Origin of the sequence: Roseibium aquae (assembly GCF_008711285.1) — a bacterium.
GTDB lineage: Bacteria > Pseudomonadota > Alphaproteobacteria > Rhizobiales > Stappiaceae > Roseibium > Roseibium aquae.
Window position 1 is genome coordinate 295,270 of the sequence record NZ_VXDC01000001.1, and the last position, 20,867, is coordinate 316,136.

Below are 20,867 nucleotides of genomic sequence, written 5' to 3' on the forward strand. Positions count from 1 at the left end.
AGCCGGGATCTGGCTTGTGGTTCCGGTTCGGACGAAGTGTCAACTAAATTATACACTATCGTGCCGTTTGCAAATGGCATGCGATATCAGGAGAACCACGCACATTAGTTTTCGGAATCCGGATGCCAAAAATACATTCAAAATACTTCAAGTATTCTATGCATAATCACTTATGAATAATAAGCGGTGCTACTTATTTTGGCGCAAATGAAAAAGAGGGTGTAAAAAAAAGTTTACAAAAACGCCGGCTGGTGGTGACAATATGGGCAGAGGACCTGCTTGGATCTGACCTTGGAAGCGAGAACCGGTTTAGGCATTCAAAAGGTCGGTCCTGCACGTGTTGGGAGGCACGGTCATGGAAAGTAACGACAAGCCCCGTCCCGCGACACCTTTGCTCGACAAGGTGACTTCACCAGCGGCTCTCAGGCAACTGCCCGACTGGAGACTGCGCCAACTTGCCGCCGAACTTCGTCAGGATACGATTTCCAGCGTTTCGCGAACCGGCGGGCATCTTGGGTCAACGCTCGGCGTGATTGAACTCACGGTCGCCATTCATGCGGTCTTCAATACCCCGCATGACAAGCTCATCTGGGATGTCGGACACCAGGCCTATGCTCACAAGATCCTGACGGACAGGCGGTCCCAGATGGCGTCCTTGCGGAAAGAGGGAGGGCTGTCCGGTTTCACCAAGCGTTCCGAAAGCGTGTACGATCCGTTCGGCGCCGCCCATTCCTCAACATCCATTTCCGCCGGGCTCGGGTTCGCGGCGGCGCGCGCGCACGGCGCGCAAGATGTCGGCGACGTTGTCTGTGTGATCGGCGACGGCGCGATGTCTGCCGGCATGGCCTATGAGGCGATCAACAACGCGGGGGCGCTCGGTCATCGGATTTTCGTGATCCTCAACGACAATGAAATGTCGATTTCGCCTTCGGTCGGGGCGATCACGAAACACCTGGCAACGCTGTGTCAGAACGTACCCTTGGTCGAGATCGACACGTTGCTGCGCCGTGGAACCAAGCTGCTCCCAGAGCCGCTGCGCACCGGCATGCAGCGCACCCAGCGGGCGGTGCGGGAACTGGCCGGGACCAACAGTTTGTTTGAACACCTTGGTTTCAGCTACTTCGGCCCCGTCGATGGACATGATCTGGAGCACCTTTTGCCTCTTTTGCGGGCCTTGCGCGATCATGCCACGGGTCCGGTGCTCATTCATGCCGTGACACGCAAGGGCGCAGGTTATCCGCCTGCGGAAGCTTCGGATGACAAGCATCACGGGGTCGGCGCCTTCAATCTCGTGACCGGAGCGCCTGCGGCGAAAACGGAGGCCGCGCCGGCGCCGACCTATACCAAGGTCTTCGGCACCGCGTTGATCGAAGAAGCGAAAAGGGATCCGAAGGTCATCGGGATCACAGCGGCAATGGCAAGCGGGACCGGCATCGCACAGTTCGCAAAAGCCTTTCCCGAGCGAAGCTACGATGTCGGCATCGCCGAGCAGCATGCGGTGACCTTTGCGGCTGGTCTGGCGGCGGCGGGGATGAAGCCGTTTTGCGCCATCTATTCCACCTTTCTGCAACGGGCCTATGACCAGATCGTTCATGATGTTGCCCTCCAGGACCTGCCGGTCCGTTTTGCCATAGACCGGGCCGGGCTGGTGGGGGCGGATGGACCCACCCATGCCGGCGCATTTGACATCGCTTATCTCTCTAATCTTCCAGGGTTCACCGTGATGGCCGCGGCCGACGAGGCCGAACTTGTTCATATGGTGGCCACCGCTGCCGTGCATGACAGCGGACCGATCGCCTTCCGCTATCCGCGCGGGGAAGGCACCGGCGTAGCGCTGCCGCAAGCCGGTGTTCCCTTGGAAATCGGAAAGGGTCGCATTGTCCGGGAAGGGCGGACGATTGCTCTTCTGACCCTCGGCTCGCGGCTGGGGGAAGCCCTGCAGGCGGCCGGTCAACTGGAAGCGCGCGGATTGTCGGTGACGGTGGCGGACGCACGCTTCGCCAAGCCTTTGGACAAAACGCTCATTGAACAACTCGCCCGAACCCATGACGTTTTGATCACCGCGGAAGAAGGCGCCGTTGGCGGTTTCGGTTCCCATGTTCTGCAGCATCTTTCGGATAAAGGCCTGCTCGGATCACGTCTACAGGTGCGGTGTATGAGCTTGCCGGATGTTTTCATCCAGCACGCTTCACCGCGCGCGATGTACGATGTTGCCTGCCTAAATGCTGTTCATATTGCCGAGACTGCGCTAGCATGTCTTGAGGGAGCGCAGGAGCAATATCAAACGCCCGTAAATCTTGTAGGTGCGCCATGAGTGCGCCGCGGTTGAGCAAGGAAAAAGCGGGCGACACAAGTGCACGGACTCTACCGTGCCTTCCAGATGACCTGTCCTATGGAATGGGTCATCACTTGGCCTTTCACAAAAAGCCTGACGCGCTCCGGGGGGGATTGATGGCCGATGAGTGCGACGGGACCAGCAAACCCGAAAAACAGCGCGAGCGAGTGTCGTGGTCAGGCTACTTCGCCCCGCCGCAGGCTTTTTCCTGGGATCAAGGGCAAGTCGACGGGGACGCCGATCTGAGATCCCAATTGTCCGATGCGATCGAGGAGCATGTTCTTGACGAACTTGTCAGCAATCATGGCCGGGTCGATCGTGAGCGAAGTCAGGCCCGGTCCCAAGCCTTGCAAGGCTTGCACACCATATTGTTGAGCGCTTTGCTGGAAAGCCGTCCGGATGTGTTTCGCAGCCTCGTCGACCGGTTGTCGGCGAGTGCGATCCCCATCCTTGAGATCTGCGAAAACCTGATCATGCCCATGGTGGCCGAGCTCGGGCGGCGCTGGTCGTCCGATACGGAGAGCTTTGTAACGATCGCTGTTGCGATGTCCAGGCTGCAGCGGCTGGTGACCGAGTTGACCATTGCGAGACAAAGCCGATTCTCGACCAATCCTCCCCGAACGGCCCTTTTCGCGCGGATGCCGGAAAACGAGCACACGATTGGCCTTGCCGTGATCTCGGCATGTTTCGCAGAAAACGGCTGGGGTGTCGCCGGTGGCGCGGATCTTCAAGCCGGGGATCGGGCGAACAGTCTTCTGCATGACATTCCCTGCCACCTTTTCGGCCTCTCAGTCGGATGCGGGTGCGACATGGACAGCGTGAAAGATGTCATGGACGAAGCCCGTCAAAGCACGCGCCGGGACCCTTTGTGCATTTGCATTGGCGGGCCGGGTCTTCGCGGGCGGGAAGGTGAATTCTTGGCACTGGGCGCCGATTTCGAGGCATCGGATCTCAGGCAGTCCCTGAAAATGGCCGATAGTCTGGTTCATTGATGGGCTGACGGGGGGCGATGCCGGGCCATTGTGAAGCCGCTGGGTGTTCAGAGGCGGCCTTGACGCGATGCGTCTGTGATCTTTCCTGGATTACCATGCGTAACTTCCCAGTGTGGGAAATGGAAGTTGCTCATGAACAAGCTTGTCCTTGCGCTTCTCTGCCTTGGTGTTCTTGCCGCCGGTATCCGGTCCGGCTTCGCCGAAGAACTCGATCTCGAACTGGTGTTGCTTGCGGATGCCACCGGATCCATCGACGAGGCTGAAATCCGGTTCCAGCGGCAAGGGTATGCCGAGGCCATCACGGACCCCGCGGTTTTGTCGGCCATCGCATCGAATGCCTACGGAAAAATCGCGATCACCTATGTCGAATGGGGAAGTGCCAATTCTCAGCAGGTGGTGGTCGACTGGACCGTGATCGATGGGCGCGCGAGCGCTGAAGCCTTCGCCGCGTCCTTGATGGAGCAGCCGCGCCTGGCTTTTGGGCGCAATGCCATCGGTGCGGCCCTGCTCAAGGGCAAGGAGCTCATCGATACCAATTCCTATGCTGGCCTGCGCAAAGTGATAGATCTGTCGGCCGACAGCGCAAACAACTGGAACGGCCCACCGATCGCGGAAGCCCGCGCTGCGGTCATAAATTCCGGCATCGTGATCAATGGCCTGGCAGTCTTGTGCCGGCATTGTTCTGGCCGGCCAGCGGGTTACGATCTGGAGAACCGCTTCGCGAATGAAATCATCGGCGGGCCGGGGGCTTTCGTGATAACGGCTGACAACGCCCAGACCTTTGCCGATGCTGTGCGGCGGAAACTCATTCTCGAGATCGCGGACCATCGGTCTGATCCTGAGGGCCTGGCCCGTTTCGCACGGGCGTCTTCCGGACCTGTGCCAGTCACCCTGAGCCCGTGAGGTCGACCAGCTTTCGCCGGATCACCAGTCGATATCGAACCTGCAGGCGTCCGCGCCGCACGCCCGGCAGGTCGTTTCCCTGACTTCGGCCGCCGGATTGACCAGTTCTTGAAACAGGCGTTCAAACACCGCGGCATTCCAATCGCACAGGGGCTTTTTCGCAGTTTCTCCGAGGATCAGCGGATTGTCGTAAAGCGCAAACCGGAGCGGCTGGAAGCTCAGGATTTCAAATCTGCCGGATCCGGCGAAGGTCCACGCGTTCTTCGCAATTGCTTTCGCAAGGAGCCGGGCCGATGCGGACGCAGGCAACATCTTCAGTAACCATTGCGCGGTCTTCGGAATCCGATGGGCCAGAATGTAATCCGCGGTCCGGCGTCCGGCTTGCCTGGACAAGTGTGCGGCCTCGTTGGGGCGTTCGGCTCGCAGGTGCCGATGAAACCGGGCGACGGGCTGCTCCGGGATCAAACCGGTCATATCGGGCAGTGTCGTGATCTGCGCCTTTTGCAAGAGATCGGTCCAAAGCGCCGTTTCCCCTGCGTTTTCTAAAACGGTTTGAAACTGGGTGAGCGCATTTGGTCCAATGCGCGCCCCCGGTTCCACCTGCTGGACTTCAGGCATTTTCCGCCATCTGTTCCGTGCCGCCACCACAGGCCATGGCTGCGGCGGCCGCGGCGCTTTTACGCTCTTCCGCGCGCTCTTTGCCCTGAACCTTCAAGGCCTCCCGGCGCTCGGCGGCGCGAGAAGCGCGGTCGGCCGCCGATTCCCAATCGGCAAGCTGGGCTTCCGCCAGGGTGCGTGTTTCGTCGAAATCGAAATGAACCTTGTCCTTGGATTGCGGTCCCCAGTAGCCAGCCTTGCCAAGATCGTAAAACGTGCGGGCAAATCCGGCTTTCAAGAAGGCCTTGAGACAGCCGAGCAGATAACGCCGGCGAAAACCGGTGCCGCGCCATGGATAGTGAAACAGCGCCTTTTGCATATAGAAACGCCGGTAGTTCTTCATGACACCATTCAACAGTTCGCCGCGCGTCATTTCCGCCGGCTTCATGATCGGGGTCACGAAGTTGTATTTGGAGAAATCGAAGATCTCCACCTGGTCGCGGATCTCCTGAAACAGCGGCGTGAAGGGCCATGGCGTGTACATCGCCCAATTGGCAAGATCGGGCTGCCAGTCCCAGGCCATCCGGTAGGTTTCTTCCAGGGTTTCTTCGGTTTCATTGTCGAGGCCGACAATGAACTGGGCCTCGACAAAAATATCGGCCTCCCTGAGAAGGCGGATTGCCTCCTTGTTGTCGTTGACTTTCGTTTCCTTGTTGAACTGGTCCAATTTCAATTGGGCCGCCGCTTCGGTGCCGAGACTGACATGCACGAGACCGGCCTTGCGGTAGAGCGGCAGAAGCTCCTTGTCGCGCATGATGTCGGTCACCCGTGTATTGATGCCCCATTTCACCTTATCGGGCAGGCCGCGCGCGATCAGTTCTTCGCAAAACTGAACGAATTTCTTGCGATTGATGGTGGGTTCCTCGTCCGCGAGAATGAAGAAGCCGACATTGTGATCGGTCACCAGCCGTTCGATCTCATCGACAACTTTCAGCGGATCGCGGACCCGGTAGTCGCGCCAAAACTTCCACTGCGAACAGAACGAGCAGGTGAACGGACAGCCGCGGGCCAGATTGGGGATGGCCACCCGGGTGTTGAGCGGCACATAGATATATTTGTCCCATTCGAGGATGCCCCAATCAGGGTCGATCCCATCCAGATCCTTGACCGTGGCGGCAGCCTGGGTGGCGACGATCTGGTTGTCCGCCCGAAAGGCGATGCCCTTGATTTTTTTCTGATCCTTCGGCCACCGGCCCTCGTCGATGGCGCGCATCAACTCAACGACAATCTCTTCGCCCTCACCCCGAACAATAACGTCGATCCAGGGGGCTTCGCTCAGGACCTGCTTGTACATGAAGGTGGCATGGACGCCGCCCAGTACACCGACGGCATCAGGAGCTTCCTCTTTGGCGATCTCCAGAATGCGTTCGGCTGCGTAGATCGAGGGCGTGATGGAGGTGACGCCGACAACATCCGGCTGGATGCGGGCAATCTCGCTGCGCAAGGCATCGTCATCCAGATGATTGGTCATTGCATCCACGAAGTGGATGTCGTCGAATCCCGCCCGTTTCAAGCTTCCGGACAAATAGGCGACCCAGGCAGGGGGCCAGCTGCCTGCGATCTCCGCACCGCCGGAATGATAGTTGGGGTGAACAAACAGGATCCGCATGGCTTTGTCCTTGACTGTGAGTGTCAATAAATATTGACACCAAAATCGTCGGTATGAATTGACGCAGGTCAAGGTGTGTTTCGTTGGCATCTTGTTTGGGACTGCACCCTTGCCGGATTTGATGCCAACGGGCTGTCCGCTTTCAATATCGTGCCATCGGCGTGCTGCCGACCTCTTGCCAACAAGGCAGGCCTTGACGGTTTGCCGGCAATCTGGAGGCGGTGCCGCGCGGGCCTGTTTTTCACTCCGCTGATTTGGCCGCACGCTTTGGTCCTGACCGCGCCTTGCGTTCAGAAGGTTCTTCGCCGTAAGTGAGTCCCCTGTTCACAAGAAAGACGACACCCATGGCAAGTCAGAATTTCCCATGGTCTGCCCAAACCGCTCGCCAGCGTGCGGTAGACGCGTTCGACCGCTTGCAATCCCGGCCGGCAGAGCATGCGGCCATCTATACCAAAGCGTTCGATCCCGCGGACCAGGATCTTCATGGTGATCCGGCGCATCCGCTATCCGGCGCTTTGATCAGCGTAAAGGCACTGTTTGACGTGAAAGGCGAAGTGACAACCGCCGGTGCGGATGTCTTGCGCGCGTGCGAACCGGCGCAAGAGGACGCGCCGGCGATCGCAAACCTGCGCGCGGCTGGTGCCGTGTTCACGGGCCTCACAAACATGTCCGAGTTCGCCTATTCGGGCCTCGGCCTCAATCCCCATTTTGGAACGCCCGAAAATGCGGTTTTCCCAGGTTGCGCGCCAGGCGGGTCCACAAGCGGAGGCGCTGTCAGTGTTGCGCGGGGGCTTGCGGACATCGCCATCGGCAGCGATACGGGCGGGTCACTTCGGATCCCGGCCGCCTTCAACGGCCTTGTCGGGTTCAAGCCGACCCAAGCCTCGGTATCGCTTCAAGGCGGCTGCCCGCTGTCCGATACTCTGGACAGCTTTGGTCCGATGTCCCGGTCGGTCGCAGCCTGCGAGCTGGCGTGGCAGGTCATGGCGGGACGGGACGTGCTGCCGGTAAAGCCACGCCTTTCGCGTTTTATCGTGCCCGAGAACTTCGGTTTCAATGAGATGGATCCGGCAATCCGGAAGGGATTTGAGCGGGTCGTGCGAAGCCTTCAGTCGGGCGGCGCCGACATCGAAAGACGCAAGCTCGCCTGTATTGAGCCTTATGATCAGATCCCGCCTTGGCATTTCACGTCGGTGGAGTCGCGGGCCCATTACGAGAATTTTTTCGTCAATCAGGCCTCCCATATGGATCCCCGCGTTCACGCCCGCATGGGGCGTGCGGATGAGATCAGTGCAGTGACCTATCGCCAAAGCCTCAATCGCCGAAAGGCTTTCGTGAAAGTCTTCGCCGAGGAGTTGGGTGATGCCTTGCTCTTGCTGCCGACGACACCGATCCTGCCGCCCGCGTTGGCGCGTCTCGAGGACGACGCGGTGTTCAACAGCTTGAATCTGTTGGCCCTGCGCAATCCGTCTCTGGCGAATATCGCCGATGGATGCAGCATTGCGCTCCCCTTTGTCGACGGCGGGCTTGTCTTGAGCGCTATGTTGATCGGGCCAAACGGCCATGACCATCAATTGCTCGCATGCGCAAAGCATATCGAACCGCTTCTGGCCGACATGACTTGAGAGTTTTTCAAGGACCGCCGGCGGGCGGTCCAATTTCTGGTCGGTGCTTGGTGGTTATCCCATCAAAGTTGGCAGAAGGGTCGCGAAAGCCGGAAAGGCAATCAAGAGACCCAGCCGGATGATGTCGGCGATCCAGAAAGGCGTGACGCCCTTGAAGATCGTGCCGGTTGAAACTTCCGGCATCACGCCGCGCAGGACAAAGACATTGAGCCCGACAGGAGGCGTGATCAGGCTGATTTCCGTCACCACCACGACAACAATTCCGAACCAGATCAGCACCATTTCCGGCGGAACACCGGGAAACACCAGCTCTGCGATCATTGGATAAAAGACCGGCACGGTCAGCAGGATCATCGACAGGCTTTCCAGAATACAGCCAAGGACGAGATAGACTGCGATCACGAACATCAAAACCATCAGCGGCGACAGATCCATGGACTGGACCCAATTGGTCAAAACCGTCGGCAGATCGGCGATGTTGATAAAGTTGGAGAACATCAGGGCGCCGATCAGCACGGAGAAAATCATGGCCGTGGTGCGCACGCTTTGAACCAAGATCTCGCTCAAGCTGGCCCAGGTCAGTTTTCTGCGCGCCAAGGTGAACAGAAATGCCCCACCGGCACCGATTCCGGCAGCCTCCGTGGGTGTGAAGATCCCGCCATAAATGCCGCCCATCACCAGAAGAAACAGAACGATGACGCCCCACACGCCGCGCAGGGCCCGTAGCCGTTCGGACCATGGCATGCGGTCGCCCGGAGGGCCAGCCTTTGGGTTCAGCCAGGTTGTTGCCCGCACGGCACCCAGATAAAGCAAGATGCCCAACAGGCCCGGCAGAACCCCTGCCATGAAGAGTTGGCCGATATTCTGTTCGGTCATGATGCCGTAGAGCACCAGAATGACACTCGGTGGAATGAGGATCCCGAGCGTGCCCCCGGCGGCGACCGACCCGGCTGCCAGGCTGTCCGAATAGCCGAACCTTTTCATGGAGGGCATGGAGACCCGCGCCATTGTCGCAGCCGTTGCAAGACTGGACCCGCAAACAGCGCTGAAGCCGCCGCAGGCCACCACTGTGGCCATCGCCAATCCGCCTTTGCGGTGCCCGAGAAACGCATTGGCCGCGTCGTAGAGTTCTTGTGACAACCCCGCACGGGTTACGAAATTCCCCATCAGGATGAAGAGCGGGACCACCGACAGGGTGTAAGCCAGTCCGGTCTCGTAGGTGACCGTTCCGATCATGGCCAGCGCGGCATGCCAATTTACCATGTAGGCAAATCCGACGGTTCCGACCAAGCCCATGGCGAATGCGATGGGAACCCTGAGAAGAATAAGTGCGAGCAGAGCGGCGAAGCCGACGAGGGATTCCAGCACGGTCGGTCCTTAAGTCTTGATGTCAGTCGGACGAAAAACTGTCGCGAAGGGTGGCAGCCGTCATGAAAAGCAAGGCGGCGCAGCTCAAGGCGGTTGAAAAGCTCATGAAAAAAGTCACCGGAGCGACCGGGATATTGAGCGCCGCCGTTTGATCTCCATAGGACACCTGTTCGACCGCCTTCAGCCAAAGGCGGTGGCTGAGGATGCCGAGCATTCCAGCGCAAAGCAGATTGATGAGGTTGTCCCGTACGATCTGGAGACCTTTGGGCATCCAGAAGTCCAACAGGTCGACGGACACGTGCTCACGCTGAACGGTGACCAGTGGCAAGCCCGCGAAAATCAGCGTCGCCATCATCAACTCGGTGATCTCGAACGCGCCGGCAAGCGGGGAGTTGAAGATGTAGCGGCCCCACACATCGATGAAGGTCAGAACCATCATGGCGAACAAGAGCGCGCCCGCGGCGGACTGAAGAATGCGAAGCGCCCAGCGGGCGCTCCGTATTTCTTCGATTTTGTTGCGGGACGCCACGATCAGTTCGAGCCGGACGCGGCCGCGATTTCTGCCCGAAGCTCCGCCATGATGGCGGCGCCGTCGAGGCCTTTGGCATTGGCTTCCTCGATCCAGGCCTGTTCGATTTCAGCCGTCTTGGCTTTGATCTCCGTGACCATGGCGTCCGAGGCCTGGATGAGGGTAACCCCGGCCTCCATCATCGCGGCATTTCCGGCCGCGTCGGCATCGTCCCAGCCCTTGCCGGCAATCTTGGCGAAATGTTCGCCGGAGACGCTCATGATCGCTTCCTGGTCTGCCGCGGACAGATTGTCGAAGGACCGGGGGTTCATGACGAGGAAAAAGCTGGTGTTGTAAAGGCCGCCTGGAACAATGGTGCCGTATTTGACGAGATCGGTGAGCCTGAATGACTTGATCGATTCTTGCGGGAAGAACACGCCATCGGCCACCCCTGCGGCCATGAGCTCATAGGATTCAGGAGCCGGTTTGAGAAGGGCGGTTGCGCCGATCGCCTTTGCCACGTCGTTCACAACGCCGCCGCCAACGCGGATTTTCAGACCGTCGAGATCGGACAACTGTTCGACGGGACGCGCGGAATTAAAGATATTGCCAGGACCGTGGGTGAACAGGCCAAGCACTTTCACTCCGCGATGCTCTCCGACCGCCTCAAAGTGTTTCTGGTAAATGCGCCAATAGGCAACCGAGGTTGCCGTTGCGCTGTCGCCGAGAAATGGAAGCTCAACGGCTTTCGTGAGGGCGAAGCGCCCAGGCTGATAGCCGTGCACACCGTAGGTGATATCGGCCAGGCCATCCTTGGCGATGTCGAAATGCGCGGGCGGCTTGCCCAGTGGTTTCGGCAGGATTCGGACGGTCACATTGCCGTTCGTAGCTTTCTCCACCTCTTCTGCCCACGGAACGATCATGTTTGCCACGATCGGGTGAGACGGTGGCAGCCAAGACGACAGATTCAATGTGGTCTGGGCGCTGACAGGTCCGGCAACGAGCGATGCCACGACGGCGGCCGCACCGAGTGTGATCGATTTAAAATTCTTGAGCACGGGGTTCCTCCTCCCACCAACACGCCGCAGCGATGATTGGATCTATCTGCTACTGTTCAGTCCGCTGTTGAATTCGGTCCGGACTGCACTCCTCCCAAGCCAGTCTAGACTGCGTTTTCGGGTCCTCCCAATTAAATTCTTTCCATAGACCGACTGGTCAGTCAATTCTAATGATCACGTGCCGGTCTTGAAGAAGTTGTCTGCCAATAGTAGCTCGCGCACCGCGAAACGCTGGATCTTGCCCATGGCATTCACGGGCAGGCTGTCGGCGACGTGAATGCGTTTGGGATGCTTGAAACGCGCAATGCGGCCTGAGAAACGCGCCATGATCTCGGTGACGTCGAGGTGACAGCCGGCCGTTGGCACGACCACGGCGACAGGTACCTCTCCCCATTTCTCGTCCGCTTCTCCGACAACGACGGCCTGCGCGATATCATCCATATCCATGAGAAGCCGCTCCACTTCTGCGGGGTAGATGTTTTCGCCTCCCGAAATGATGACATCTTTCTTGCGATCGTTGACGACCAGATAGCCGTCCGGATCAATGAAGCCGATGTCACCGGTGAAAAACCAGCCCTCTTTGAGGGCATCGGCAGTCGCTTGCGGGTTGTTCCAGTATTCCCGCATGATATTCGGTCCCTTGATCGCGATTTCCCCGGCCTCTCCCGGCCGCACCGTTCGTCCCGCGTTGTCAATGATTTTCATCTCGCAGTGCAGACCCGGTTTGCCTGTCGTGCCAAGATGGCGAAAGGCGTCCTCTGGTTTCAGATAAACCGCGATCGGGCAGGTTTCGGTCGAGCCATAGACCTGGAGGACAGGGATGCTTCGGTTATGGAACGCAAGAATAAGGCTTTTGGGAACGGTCGAAGATCCGGTGGTAAGGGACCGAAGACTGCTCAAGTCGGTCTCTTGAAAATCCGCATGGGCGAGAACCGCCGCCATCGTCGCCGGCACGAGAACCGTCAAGTCCGGACGGTCCCTGGCGATCGCGGCCAGTGTCTCCGCCGGATCGAACTTGGCATGAAGATAGACGGTCCCGCCAGCGTAGAGGGCCGGGAGTGTCTGAATGTTCAGTCCGCCCACGTGGAACATCGGCAAGACACTCAGGATCCGGTCTTGGCTGGTCATGTCATGCATGTGAAGGCTGTTGAAGGCGTTCCACTGAAGCGCATCCTGGGTCAGGACCGCCCCCTTCGGATATCCGGTTGTTCCCGATGTGTAGACCAGAAGGACGGCATCTTCCGGTTTGCCGTCGTCAACATGTCTTTCGGCTGCCACGGACTGTCCAAGGCAGGCCCAGTCCGGTCCAGAGGGCGCCGTGGACACGAAACGGCAGTCCGGAAGATCGTGCCGGAGGTTTTCTGCGCCCGGGTGAAAGGCGGGTTCCGCGATCAGCAGCTTTGCGCCTGCATCAGACAGAATGAAGCCGTGTTCTTCCGGCGCAAGCCGCCAGTTCAGCGGAAGGAAGATCGCTCCATGGCGCGCGCATGCGAACAGCAGAATCAGAAATTCCGGGCTGTTGTGACCAAGATAGGCGACCCGGTCTCCCTGGCTTAACCCAAAGCGCCCGGAAAGTTCCCCGGTTCTTTCCTCAATGCGGCGCGCTAGCGCGGCATAGGTGATGGTCTCGCCCTCGAACACCAGCGCCGCCTTGCCGGGCGTGAACGCGGCGTGTTTGTCGATCCAGGACGCGATGCTCATCAGTCGTCGCTTTCACCACGCTCATAGAGGGCTTCGCGTCCGAGCCGGTCGACGCAGAGTTCAGCCGTCCAGGGCAGCATGAGCGACCCGCACCGGCTGTCGCGGTACATCCGCTCCAGCGGCAATGTCTTGAGCATGGACTGCCCGCCACAGGTCCGGATCGCTAATTGGCAGATCTCATTGGCGTTTTCCATCACCGTGTATTGCGCGGCATAGGCCCGCAGCATCTGTTCCTTGGTCGGGTTGGGACCAGCTTCGCTGATGACCTGGAACCACAGCGCCTTGGTCTGCTCCAGTGTGATATGCATGCTCGCCACCGCATGCTGTTTGGTGGGATACATGCGCCGCTTGACGGGCGGGGTGCCCGGCATTTCGCCGCGCAAATATTTCACCGTGAAGTCATAAGCGGCCTGCGCGATTCCCATATAGGTTGGCGACAGCGTCAGGAACATGTGCGGCCAGGTCGTCGCCGCCTCGAAATATACGCCCTTGGGCATCAGCGCGGCGTCCTCGGGGACAAAGACATCCTTGAACACGAGGTTCCGGGACACTGTTCCGCGCATCCCCAGCGGGTCCCAGTCACCGAACACCTCGACGCCTTGGGCATCGGCCGGTATCGCCAGATAGAGCGTGTCCCGGCGGCTGAGATTCTCCTTCTCCTCGGTGCAAAGCACGCCGTAATAGTTCGCCGCACCCGACAATGAGGCGAAGATTTTCTTGCCATTGACGATCCATCCGCCTTCGACCCGCCTGGCCGTCGTGCCGAAAGGTTGAAAGCCGGCTGCCGCTGCTCCACCCTCGGAAAAGGGTTGGGCGTAGATCGCGCCATCGTTGACGATCCGCGCGTAATGAACAGACCGGCGGGTCTCGTGCTCGCGTCTGGCTTGCGGATCCATCTTGAGATCATCGGCCAGCACGCCCGGCCACAGCGTTGAGCACACATGCATGTTCCATGTGAGCGATGTCGTTCCGCAATGGCGGCCGATTTCGGCGGCGGTCAGCATGTAGGTCTTGTAGTCAGCCCCATATCCGCCTTCTTCCGTCGGGATGCAAACCGCCAGCAATCCGTTAGCGTGCATGTCCCGAAAATTGGCCATCGGGAAGATCGCGTCCCGGTCCCATTGGTCGGCGCGGGGCGCCAGACTGTTTTGACCGAAGCGGCGGGCCAGCGCCGTCAATTCGGCCTGCTGGTCCGTGAGGCGGAAGGCATCTGGATCAAAAATCGGGGCAAGCGTGTCATGCGCGTCCAGAATATGGGTCTCGGCAAGGGACATTGGGCTCTCCCATTCAGCTTTCGGTAAGGAATTTCAATAGTGCAGCATTGAAGGCTGCCGGGTGTTCGATGTTGGCCAGATGACCGGTGCCGGGCAGGCGGACATAGCGGGCGCCCGGTATTTTCGAGGCCATTTTTTCCATCATCGCCGCCGGGGCCTGCGTGTCGGTTTCTCCCGCGATCAGCAGCGTTGGCACGCCGATGGACGTGAGCGCAGCGCGGCGGTCGAAGGTAACCAGACACGCCATCATCGCCCGATAGGTCTCCGGTGGAACGCGGCTCATGCACTCCTTGGCGGTGGCCTTTGCCGCGTGGCTGGCGTGCGGTCCGACAAGTTCGGGGATCACGCTGTCCGCGATATCCGCCAAGGTTTGGCCCGCCTCGAGCGGTGCCAATCGGGCCGACACGAATTGTTTTTGAAAGTCGCCATCCAGCCGGCCGAAGGCAGGACTGGTCGCGGACAGGGTCAAGCTGGCCAGCCCATCTGGATGCATCGCCGCGAATTCCTGCGCGACCATTCCTCCGATGGAATGTCCGACAATATGCGGCTTCTTCAGATCAAGCCGGTCGATCAGGCTTTTAAGCGCGCGCGACAAGGCGGAAAAGGAAACCTCGTCCAAAGGCGACGAGGCGCCATAGCCCGGCATATCCCAGGCGATGACCCGGTAGCGATCGCTCAGGCCTTCCAACTGGGCGGACCAACTGGCGGAGCCGCCGCCGATCCCATGCAGCAAAACCAAGGGATCGCCGCGACCCGCTTCCTGCCAGGCGATCTGAAAGCTGCCGCTGGTCATGCAAGTTCCCCGAGCAGGTTTCCGTCCTCGATCACGGTCGTTCCGTCCAGCGTGATGGTGCAATGCCCCACGGGGAGGTCGAAATGTCCGAGCGTGTAGCGTTTGGCGAATTCGTTCGCTCCCGTCGAAAACAGGAAATTGCCGGCATAGGCGCGCAACTCTGTTCCGTTGGTTTCCCTCTGGTCGTACATGGACAGCGCTTCATAGCGGGCGGCCGGGTTCATGCCCCAGCCCACATGAGACACGGCATAGGCGGCCGGATCGTCCCAGGCCGCGAAATAACGGCGCACCAGTTCGGCATCGGTTCCTTGCCCGGCGATGTCGACCACGTAGTCATTTTCAATGGTCAGGATCACTTGATCCTGCAGGTAGCGCTTGAAGGTCAGGTTGATGTCGCCCGCGTCCAGAACGAGGCGGCCATTGACGGTGTTCGCCCCGGGGAAACTGACGACGACGCCGCCTGGCCAATGGGCCACCGTGCCCGGCCGGTCGCAATAGCCCCAAACCCCGGCGGTCGGGGCGCCGGTGAGGTCCACGGTCATATCCGTGCCGGCCGCCGAGTTCACGGTCATGAGGGTGGCGGCGCGCAGCATCTTCACCGCAGCTTTCACCTTGGGCATCAAAGCGGGATCCGGCAACAGACGTTCCAAAGCGTCGGGATGCTCGTTGCTAACCATCAAAAGGCGCGCGCCGCCCGAGAGGATCTCTGGCAGTTCCGGCGCATGCAGCATCCCTTCCACGGTCAGGTCCACCACCAGTCCGCTCGATTTCAAGGCGGCGATGGCGGGTTTCAAACCGCGGATGGCATCGCTGGCCCCGGTTGAACGGACCGGTACGGCGACCCTTTGCGGCGGTGTGGGCAACACGACATGAAAGGGGCTGGCGCCGAGCCGGAGGAGGGCCAGTTCCGCCAGATGCACGTTCAGCTGCCTCGACTGCGTTTCCGAGAGGATCGCGACCGGTTCGCCCTTCCCGACCTTGCACAGGGCGAACACTGTCTCGAATGTGTCGATCCATTTCCCTTCGATGCGATCCGCCAGCATGCACTTCTCTCCAGGCCGGTTTCCGGCTTCTACCGCGCCTCCGTGGAGGCAATCGGCTGCGAAATTTCATTGTGCTGGGCATGCAATCACAGAAATTAAATTATATCAATCGGAATATAATTGTGATTTGGTATGGATCGGCTATTTCAGCAACGGGAGAGGCTTGATGACGGCAAACCACCCCTTGAAAGATCTTCGCAAGGCGCTGGGACGGTTCACCACGGGTATATGCATCGCTGCGACGCGAAAGCCCGATGGAAGTCCGGTCGGCCTGACGATCAATTCGTTCAACTCGGTCTCGCTTGATCCGCCGCTTGTGCTCTGGTCAATTGCCGGACACGCGATGAGCGCCCCGGTCTTCAGTGAAGCGGAGGGATTTGCGATCAGTGTCTTGGGCGCCGATCAGCGGCAGGTCGCGGACAGGTTCGCTGGTCCGGGGGATCGCTTCGCCTTCGATGATTGGGCATTTGGCGACCACGGCGCGCCGTTTATCCGCCGGGCTATTGCGGTGTTCGAGTGCCGAACGGTCTTCCAGTATGAAGGGGGAGATCACACGATTCACGTCGGCGAAGTGCTGAAACACTGGACCCGGCCTGGCGCACCGCTGATTTATATGGATGGCCAATACGGCCGGGCCTATCCTGCCGGCAAGGTTGCCTGTTGATGGAACGCAGCACAATGGCTCAGGCCGCCGGGCTCGAAGCCGGGGAGCCGGCCGCCGCCTTCGTCGACAACTACCTGTCCTACCTTCTCGCGCATGCCAGTCATCTGGTCAGCACTCAGTTCCACGCGCATCTGCGCCGGTATGGCGTGCAGGTTCCGGCTTGGCGGCTTCTGGCCACGCTGTCCGAAGGCGACGGCAAGACAATCGGTCATCTCGCCCGTATCAGTCTCTACAATCAGCCGACGACAACCAAGATCGTCGACCGGCTGGAGGCCGAGGGGCTCGCCGAGCGGCGCAGGTGCGAGACCGACCGCCGGCGGATGCTGGTCTACATCACCCAAACGGGCCGAGACCTTGTGGATGAACTGTTGCGCGATGCGCAAGCACACGAGAAGCGTGTGCTTGACGGCTATACCAGCGAGGAAGTCACTCTGCTCAAGAACGTGTTGCGGACCTTGATCCTCCGGCTGGAAGATGACGGCTGAAAGGGCGGGGTCCTACATTCCGTCAAGCATCACGACCTCAACGACACCGCCACCGCCGCGCCGGTGGGCGGCAGCCGCCTGATAGGCGTCGGACTCGAAACAGGCGACCCCGTCCTCAAAGGTCGGAAACTCGATGATCACGAAACGCTTGAAGGCGTCAGGCCCTTCCATGATCTGGAACTTGCCGCCACGGGCAAGGACCTTGCCGCCAAACCGCTCCAGAATTGCGGGCACCTGATCGGCGTATTTCTTGTACTGTTCGGGATTGTCGACCCGGGCACGGGCCATCCAATAAGCGGGCATAAGCCGTTTTCCTCCTGGTTCCTCGCGTCACTCGCCTCTGAAGTGTCTTGATTCTTTGGCGATTGAAAAGTGTTTCGCCAGCCCTGTGCGACAAAGGCGCGATTCCGGTCAGTCCAGAAGACTGACTTTTGCCAGCAGTTCGGCGGTGTTCGATACGCTCAGGCGTTTCAGCAGCCGCGCGCGTACATCCTCGATCGTGCGATGGGACAGGGCGAGTTCGCGGGCGATCGCCTTGCTGGTCAGGCCGCGCCGCAATCCTGCCAGAACGTCCTTCTCGCGCGCAGTCAAAGAGACGTTTCCCGGTTGGTCGAAAACCTGGGCGAAGCTCATGACGAGGCGGGCAAGCAGGTGATCGCGGTCCAAAGAGCGCGCGCGAAACCGGCACCATATATGCGAGCCGTCCTTCCGCCGCAAAAGCCGCTGATCGGTGTATCTTCCGGTCTCGCGCAAGGCACTGAACCCGATCTCGCGTACGCGTTCGAATTCCGCGTGCGACGCGTAGAAAAGCGCGAAGGACCGTCCGATTAACTCGTGTTTTTGGAATCCGGTCATTTCCGCGAAACGATTGTTCAGCGTCCGGATCCGCCGGTTCTCCGTCAGGACCAGCCCGAGCGGCGCCTCGTCGAATGCGATGGCGGTCAACTCAGCGTCGTTCACAATGTCTGCTTCCATGTGCGGTCCCGTATTCCTACGGTATTGATACCGTAAACCGTTTTTACGAACAATCGGGATCAGGTTGGTCGCCAAGGTGAAGGAGACGGTTTTGGGCGAGGCCATTTCGCTGAAGGAAAACCTGTTTGCGGCCATTGACGCCCGCAGGGGCGATCTGATCCGGTTGACCCAGGATTTGATCCGTATTCCGACGGTCAATCCCCCTGGCCAGAATTACCTGACGATTTGCGAGTATCTGGCCGCGCGGCTGGAGCGGTCCGGGTTTCGGGCCGAACTTCATCGGGCGCATGGCGCGCCAGGCGACAGTGACGCCTATCCGCGCTGGAACATCCTGGCCCGCAGGACCGGCGCGTCTGCCGGGGAGTGCGTTCATTTCAATTCGCACACCGATGTCGTCGAGCCGGGCGAGGGATGGACAAAGGACCCGTTTGGCGGCGATCTGGAAGATGGCAAGATCTATGGCCGTGGGGCCTGCGACATGAAAGGCGGTCTGGCGGCATCGATCATCGCGGCCGAAGCATTTGTCTCGGTTGTGCCGGACTTCGCTGGCGCCATCGAGGTTTCAGGCACGGCCGATGAGGAATCCGGAGGGTATGGCGGGGTCGCGTTTCTGGCGGAGAAGGGCTTTTTCTCTCCTGACCGCGTGCAGCACGTGATCATTCCCGAGCCGCTGCACAAGGACCGTATTTGTCTTGGCCATCGCGGCGGGTGGTGGGCCGAGATCGAAACGAAAGGCGAGATTGCCCACGGATCCATGCCATTTCTGGGCGATTGCGCCGTGCGCCACATGGGCGCGCTGCTGAATGCTTTCGAAGAGGAGCTGTTTCCCGCCTTGTCCATGCGGCGGACTGAAATGCCGGTTGTGCCGGAAGGCGCGAGGGTGTCGACCTTGAACATCAACTCGGTGCATGGCGGGCAGGCGGAGATTTCCCGCGATTCCAATGCCCTGCCATCGCATTGTGTGCCGGACAGCTGCCGGATTGTGATTGACCGCCGGTATCTCATTGAAGAAACGCGGGAAAGCGTCAAAGCGGAAATCGTTTCCCTGCTGGAAGCTCTCAAACACAACAGGGTGAATTTCGACTATGCGATGCGGGAGTTGAACCATGTGGCGCCGTCCATGACGGACCGGGAGGCGCCGGTCGTGCGAACGGTCGCCAATGCGATTGACACGGTGCTCGGGAAGGCGCCCGACTATGTCGCGTCACCGGGAAGCTACGATCAAAAACACATTGATCGGATTGGCAAACTCAAGAACTGTATTGCCTATGGGCCCGGTCTTCTGGAACTTGCCCATAAACCCGATGAGTATGTCGGGGTGGGGGATATGATCGACAGCGCCAAGGTGATGGCCATCAGCCTGCTGACCTTGCTTGGTCCGGAAAGGGAGTGGTGAAATGACTCGGGGTTTTTTCGCATGCAGTGCAGTGACACTCTTTTTCAGCGTTCCGGCCCTGGCCAGCAAGCTGACGATCGCCGTTCAACTCGAACCGCCGCATCTGGATCCCACCAGCGCTGCGGCTGGCGCGATCGATGACGTGACGTATGCCAACATCTTCGAAAGCCTGACCCGGTTCGCCGAAGACGGAACAATCGTCCCCAGCCTTGCGGAAAGCTGGGACGTGTCCGAGGACGGCTTGACCTACAGGTTCAATCTTCGAGAGGGCGTGACCTTTCACGACGGAACCTCCATGGACGCGGAGGATGTGAAATTCTCCCTCGACCGCGCGCGCGGCGATGATTCCACAAATGCCCAGAAGGGTCTTTTCGCGGGAATTGCGGCGGTGAACGTCATCGATCCGCGAACGGTCGAAGTCACCCTTTCGGAGACCGACGGCAACTTCCTGTTCAACATGGCATGGGGCGATGCGGCCATTGTGGCGCCGGAAAGCATCGACACCATCAAAACCAATCCTGTCGGGACGGGCGCCTTCAAGTTCTCCGAATGGGTCCAGGGCGACCGGGTGGAACTCGTGCGAAACGAAGACTACTGGGGCGAGCCGGCAGCTTTGGAGGCCGCGACCTTCCGCTTCATCTCCGACCCGACAGCGGCCTTCTCGGCTATGATGGCCGGGGATCTTGATGCCTTCGCCGCCTTTCCTGCTCCGGAAAATCTCATCCAGTTCGAGGCGGATGAGCGCTACAAGGTCCTGATCGGCTCGACCGAGGGCGAGACGGTTCTTTCGACCAACAACAAGAAACCGCCGCTCGACGATATCCGCGTCCGGCAGGCGATCGCCCATGCCATCAACCGTCAGGAAATCATCGATGGGGCGCAGTTCGGGTACGGCACGCCGATCGGGACACATTTTGCCCCGCATAATCCGGCCTATCTGGACCTCACCGGCAACTCGCCCCACGATCCGGAGAAGGCCCGGGCGCTGCTCGCGGAAGCGGGCCATGGCGATGGCCTGACGCTGTCGTTGAAGCTGCCGCCGCCTTCCTATGCGCGGCGCGGCGGCGAAATCATCGCCGCGCAATTGCGCGAGGTCGGGATCGACACGGAAATCACCAATCTGGAATGGGCGCAGTGGCTTGAGGAGGTGTTTCGCAGCAAGGATTACGATCTGTCGATCGTGGCGCATACAGAGCCTATGGATATCGGGATCTACGCCAATCCGGACTATTATTTTCAGTACGACAACCCGAGGCTTCAGGAGGTCATGTCCACCTTGCGCGGAACAACCGATCCGGATCGACGGCGCGATCTCCTGCAGCAGGCTCAGACCATTGTATCGGAAGACTACGTCAACGGCTTCCTGTTCCAGCAGCCACGCTTGACCGTCGCCAAGAAAGGTGTCCAGGGGCTTTGGGCGAACGCGCCGACCCAGGCGGTGGATCTGACCGGTGTGTCCTGGTCCGATTAGGCAAGGTCGG

At 59.7% G+C, this 20,867-nt stretch carries 19 protein-coding genes; 8 read left to right on the forward strand and 11 right to left on the reverse strand.

Annotation, left to right across the window (positions count from 1 at the left end; all coding sequences use genetic code 11):
* The first annotated feature begins 355 nt into the window (after nucleotides 1-355).
* From dxs to F0184_RS01295, 3 genes are all read left to right on the forward strand, one after another.
* Nucleotides 356-2,314 carry a 1-deoxy-D-xylulose-5-phosphate synthase gene (dxs, locus tag F0184_RS01285; RefSeq protein ID WP_150493652.1) on the forward strand — a complete coding sequence of 653 codons (1,959 nt, stop codon included), beginning with the start codon at nucleotides 356-358 and terminating at the stop codon, nucleotides 2,312-2,314.
* A gap of 137 nt (nucleotides 2,315-2,451) precedes the next feature.
* A complete protein-coding gene (locus F0184_RS01290) occupies nucleotides 2,452-3,327 on the forward strand; it encodes a cobalamin B12-binding domain-containing protein (RefSeq protein WP_150493654.1) in 876 nt (291 codons plus the stop codon).
* A gap of 132 nt (nucleotides 3,328-3,459) precedes the next feature.
* Nucleotides 3,460-4,230, forward strand: a complete 771-nt coding sequence (locus tag F0184_RS01295) for a DUF1194 domain-containing protein (RefSeq protein WP_150493656.1) — start codon at nucleotides 3,460-3,462, stop codon at nucleotides 4,228-4,230.
* Nucleotides 4,231-4,251: 21 nt separating this feature from the next.
* Here F0184_RS01295 and bchJ read toward each other — a convergent pair whose 3' ends face one another.
* Nucleotides 4,252-4,848 carry a bacteriochlorophyll 4-vinyl reductase gene (bchJ, locus tag F0184_RS01300; RefSeq protein ID WP_150493658.1) on the reverse strand — a complete coding sequence of 199 codons (597 nt, stop codon included), beginning with the start codon at nucleotides 4,846-4,848 and terminating at the stop codon, nucleotides 4,252-4,254.
* Nucleotides 4,841-6,496, reverse strand: a complete 1,656-nt coding sequence (bchE, locus tag F0184_RS01305; RefSeq protein WP_150493660.1) for a magnesium-protoporphyrin IX monomethyl ester anaerobic oxidative cyclase — start codon at nucleotides 6,494-6,496, stop codon at nucleotides 4,841-4,843. The genes bchJ and bchE overlap by 8 nt, the downstream gene beginning before the upstream one ends.
* Nucleotides 6,497-6,840: 344 nt before the next feature.
* On the opposite strand from bchE, the gene F0184_RS01310 reads away from it, so the two are divergent.
* The gene (locus tag F0184_RS01310) at nucleotides 6,841-8,121 is read left to right on the forward strand and encodes an amidase family protein (RefSeq protein WP_150493662.1); all 1,281 of its coding nucleotides are present in this window, start codon (nucleotides 6,841-6,843) and stop codon (nucleotides 8,119-8,121) included.
* Nucleotides 8,122-8,175: 54 nt separating this feature from the next.
* Here F0184_RS01310 and F0184_RS01315 read toward each other — a convergent pair whose 3' ends face one another.
* The 7 genes from F0184_RS01315 to F0184_RS01345 all read right to left on the reverse strand — a co-directional run bounded on the left by F0184_RS01315 (nucleotide 8,176) and on the right by F0184_RS01345 (nucleotide 15,866).
* A complete protein-coding gene (locus F0184_RS01315) occupies nucleotides 8,176-9,489 on the reverse strand; it encodes a TRAP transporter large permease (RefSeq protein ID WP_150493664.1) in 1,314 nt (437 codons plus the stop codon).
* Nucleotides 9,490-9,511: 22 nt separating this feature from the next.
* Nucleotides 9,512-10,018, reverse strand: a complete 507-nt coding sequence (locus tag F0184_RS01320) for a TRAP transporter small permease (RefSeq protein WP_150493666.1) — start codon at nucleotides 10,016-10,018, stop codon at nucleotides 9,512-9,514.
* Between the two features lie 2 nt (nucleotides 10,019-10,020).
* Nucleotides 10,021-11,055 (reverse strand): TRAP transporter substrate-binding protein, encoded by a 1,035-nt coding sequence (locus F0184_RS01325; RefSeq protein WP_150493668.1) that lies wholly within the window; start codon nucleotides 11,053-11,055, stop codon nucleotides 10,021-10,023.
* A gap of 174 nt (nucleotides 11,056-11,229) precedes the next feature.
* Complete coding sequence (locus F0184_RS01330; RefSeq protein ID WP_150493670.1) at nucleotides 11,230-12,756, reverse strand: class I adenylate-forming enzyme family protein; 1,527 nt, start codon at nucleotides 12,754-12,756, stop codon at nucleotides 11,230-11,232.
* Entirely contained in the window at nucleotides 12,756-14,030 is a 1,275-nt protein-coding gene (locus tag F0184_RS01335) for an acyl-CoA dehydrogenase family protein (protein ID WP_150493672.1), read from the reverse strand. Before F0184_RS01335 ends, F0184_RS01330 begins: the two co-directional genes overlap by 1 nt.
* A 13-nt stretch (nucleotides 14,031-14,043) precedes the next feature.
* Complete coding sequence (locus F0184_RS01340) at nucleotides 14,044-14,823, reverse strand: alpha/beta fold hydrolase (protein WP_150493674.1); 780 nt, start codon at nucleotides 14,821-14,823, stop codon at nucleotides 14,044-14,046.
* Entirely contained in the window at nucleotides 14,820-15,866 is a 1,047-nt protein-coding gene (locus F0184_RS01345; RefSeq protein WP_150493676.1) for a 2,5-dihydroxypyridine 5,6-dioxygenase NicX family protein, read from the reverse strand. Before F0184_RS01345 ends, F0184_RS01340 begins: the two co-directional genes overlap by 4 nt.
* 166 nt (nucleotides 15,867-16,032) lie before the next feature.
* On the opposite strand from F0184_RS01345, the gene F0184_RS01350 reads away from it, so the two are divergent.
* Both F0184_RS01350 and F0184_RS01355 read left to right on the forward strand, forming a co-directional pair.
* Nucleotides 16,033-16,530: a flavin reductase family protein gene (locus F0184_RS01350; protein ID WP_150493678.1), complete on the forward strand. Its 498-nt coding sequence runs from the start codon at nucleotides 16,033-16,035 to the stop codon at nucleotides 16,528-16,530.
* Nucleotides 16,530-17,015: a MarR family winged helix-turn-helix transcriptional regulator gene (locus tag F0184_RS01355; RefSeq protein ID WP_206668286.1), complete on the forward strand. Its 486-nt coding sequence runs from the start codon at nucleotides 16,530-16,532 to the stop codon at nucleotides 17,013-17,015. The genes F0184_RS01350 and F0184_RS01355 overlap by 1 nt, the downstream gene beginning before the upstream one ends.
* 12 nt (nucleotides 17,016-17,027) lie before the next feature.
* On the opposite strand, the gene F0184_RS01360 is transcribed toward F0184_RS01355, so the two are convergent.
* Entirely contained in the window at nucleotides 17,028-17,318 is a 291-nt protein-coding gene (locus F0184_RS01360; RefSeq protein WP_150493680.1) for a DUF1330 domain-containing protein, read from the reverse strand.
* A 108-nt stretch (nucleotides 17,319-17,426) separates the two neighbouring features.
* Nucleotides 17,427-17,990 (reverse strand): LuxR family transcriptional regulator, encoded by a 564-nt coding sequence (locus F0184_RS01365; protein ID WP_150493682.1) that lies wholly within the window; start codon nucleotides 17,988-17,990, stop codon nucleotides 17,427-17,429.
* A gap of 109 nt (nucleotides 17,991-18,099) precedes the next feature.
* Between F0184_RS01365 and F0184_RS01370 the strand changes: the two genes are divergently transcribed.
* Both F0184_RS01370 and F0184_RS01375 read left to right on the forward strand, forming a co-directional pair.
* Nucleotides 18,100-19,386 carry an acetylornithine deacetylase/succinyl-diaminopimelate desuccinylase family protein gene (locus F0184_RS01370; protein ID WP_150494590.1) on the forward strand — a complete coding sequence of 429 codons (1,287 nt, stop codon included), beginning with the start codon at nucleotides 18,100-18,102 and terminating at the stop codon, nucleotides 19,384-19,386.
* Between the two features lies 1 nt (nucleotide 19,387).
* Nucleotides 19,388-20,857, forward strand: coding sequence for an ABC transporter substrate-binding protein (locus F0184_RS01375; RefSeq protein ID WP_150493684.1), 1,470 nt, complete (start codon nucleotides 19,388-19,390; stop codon nucleotides 20,855-20,857).
* Nucleotides 20,858-20,867: the final 10 nt, after the last annotated feature.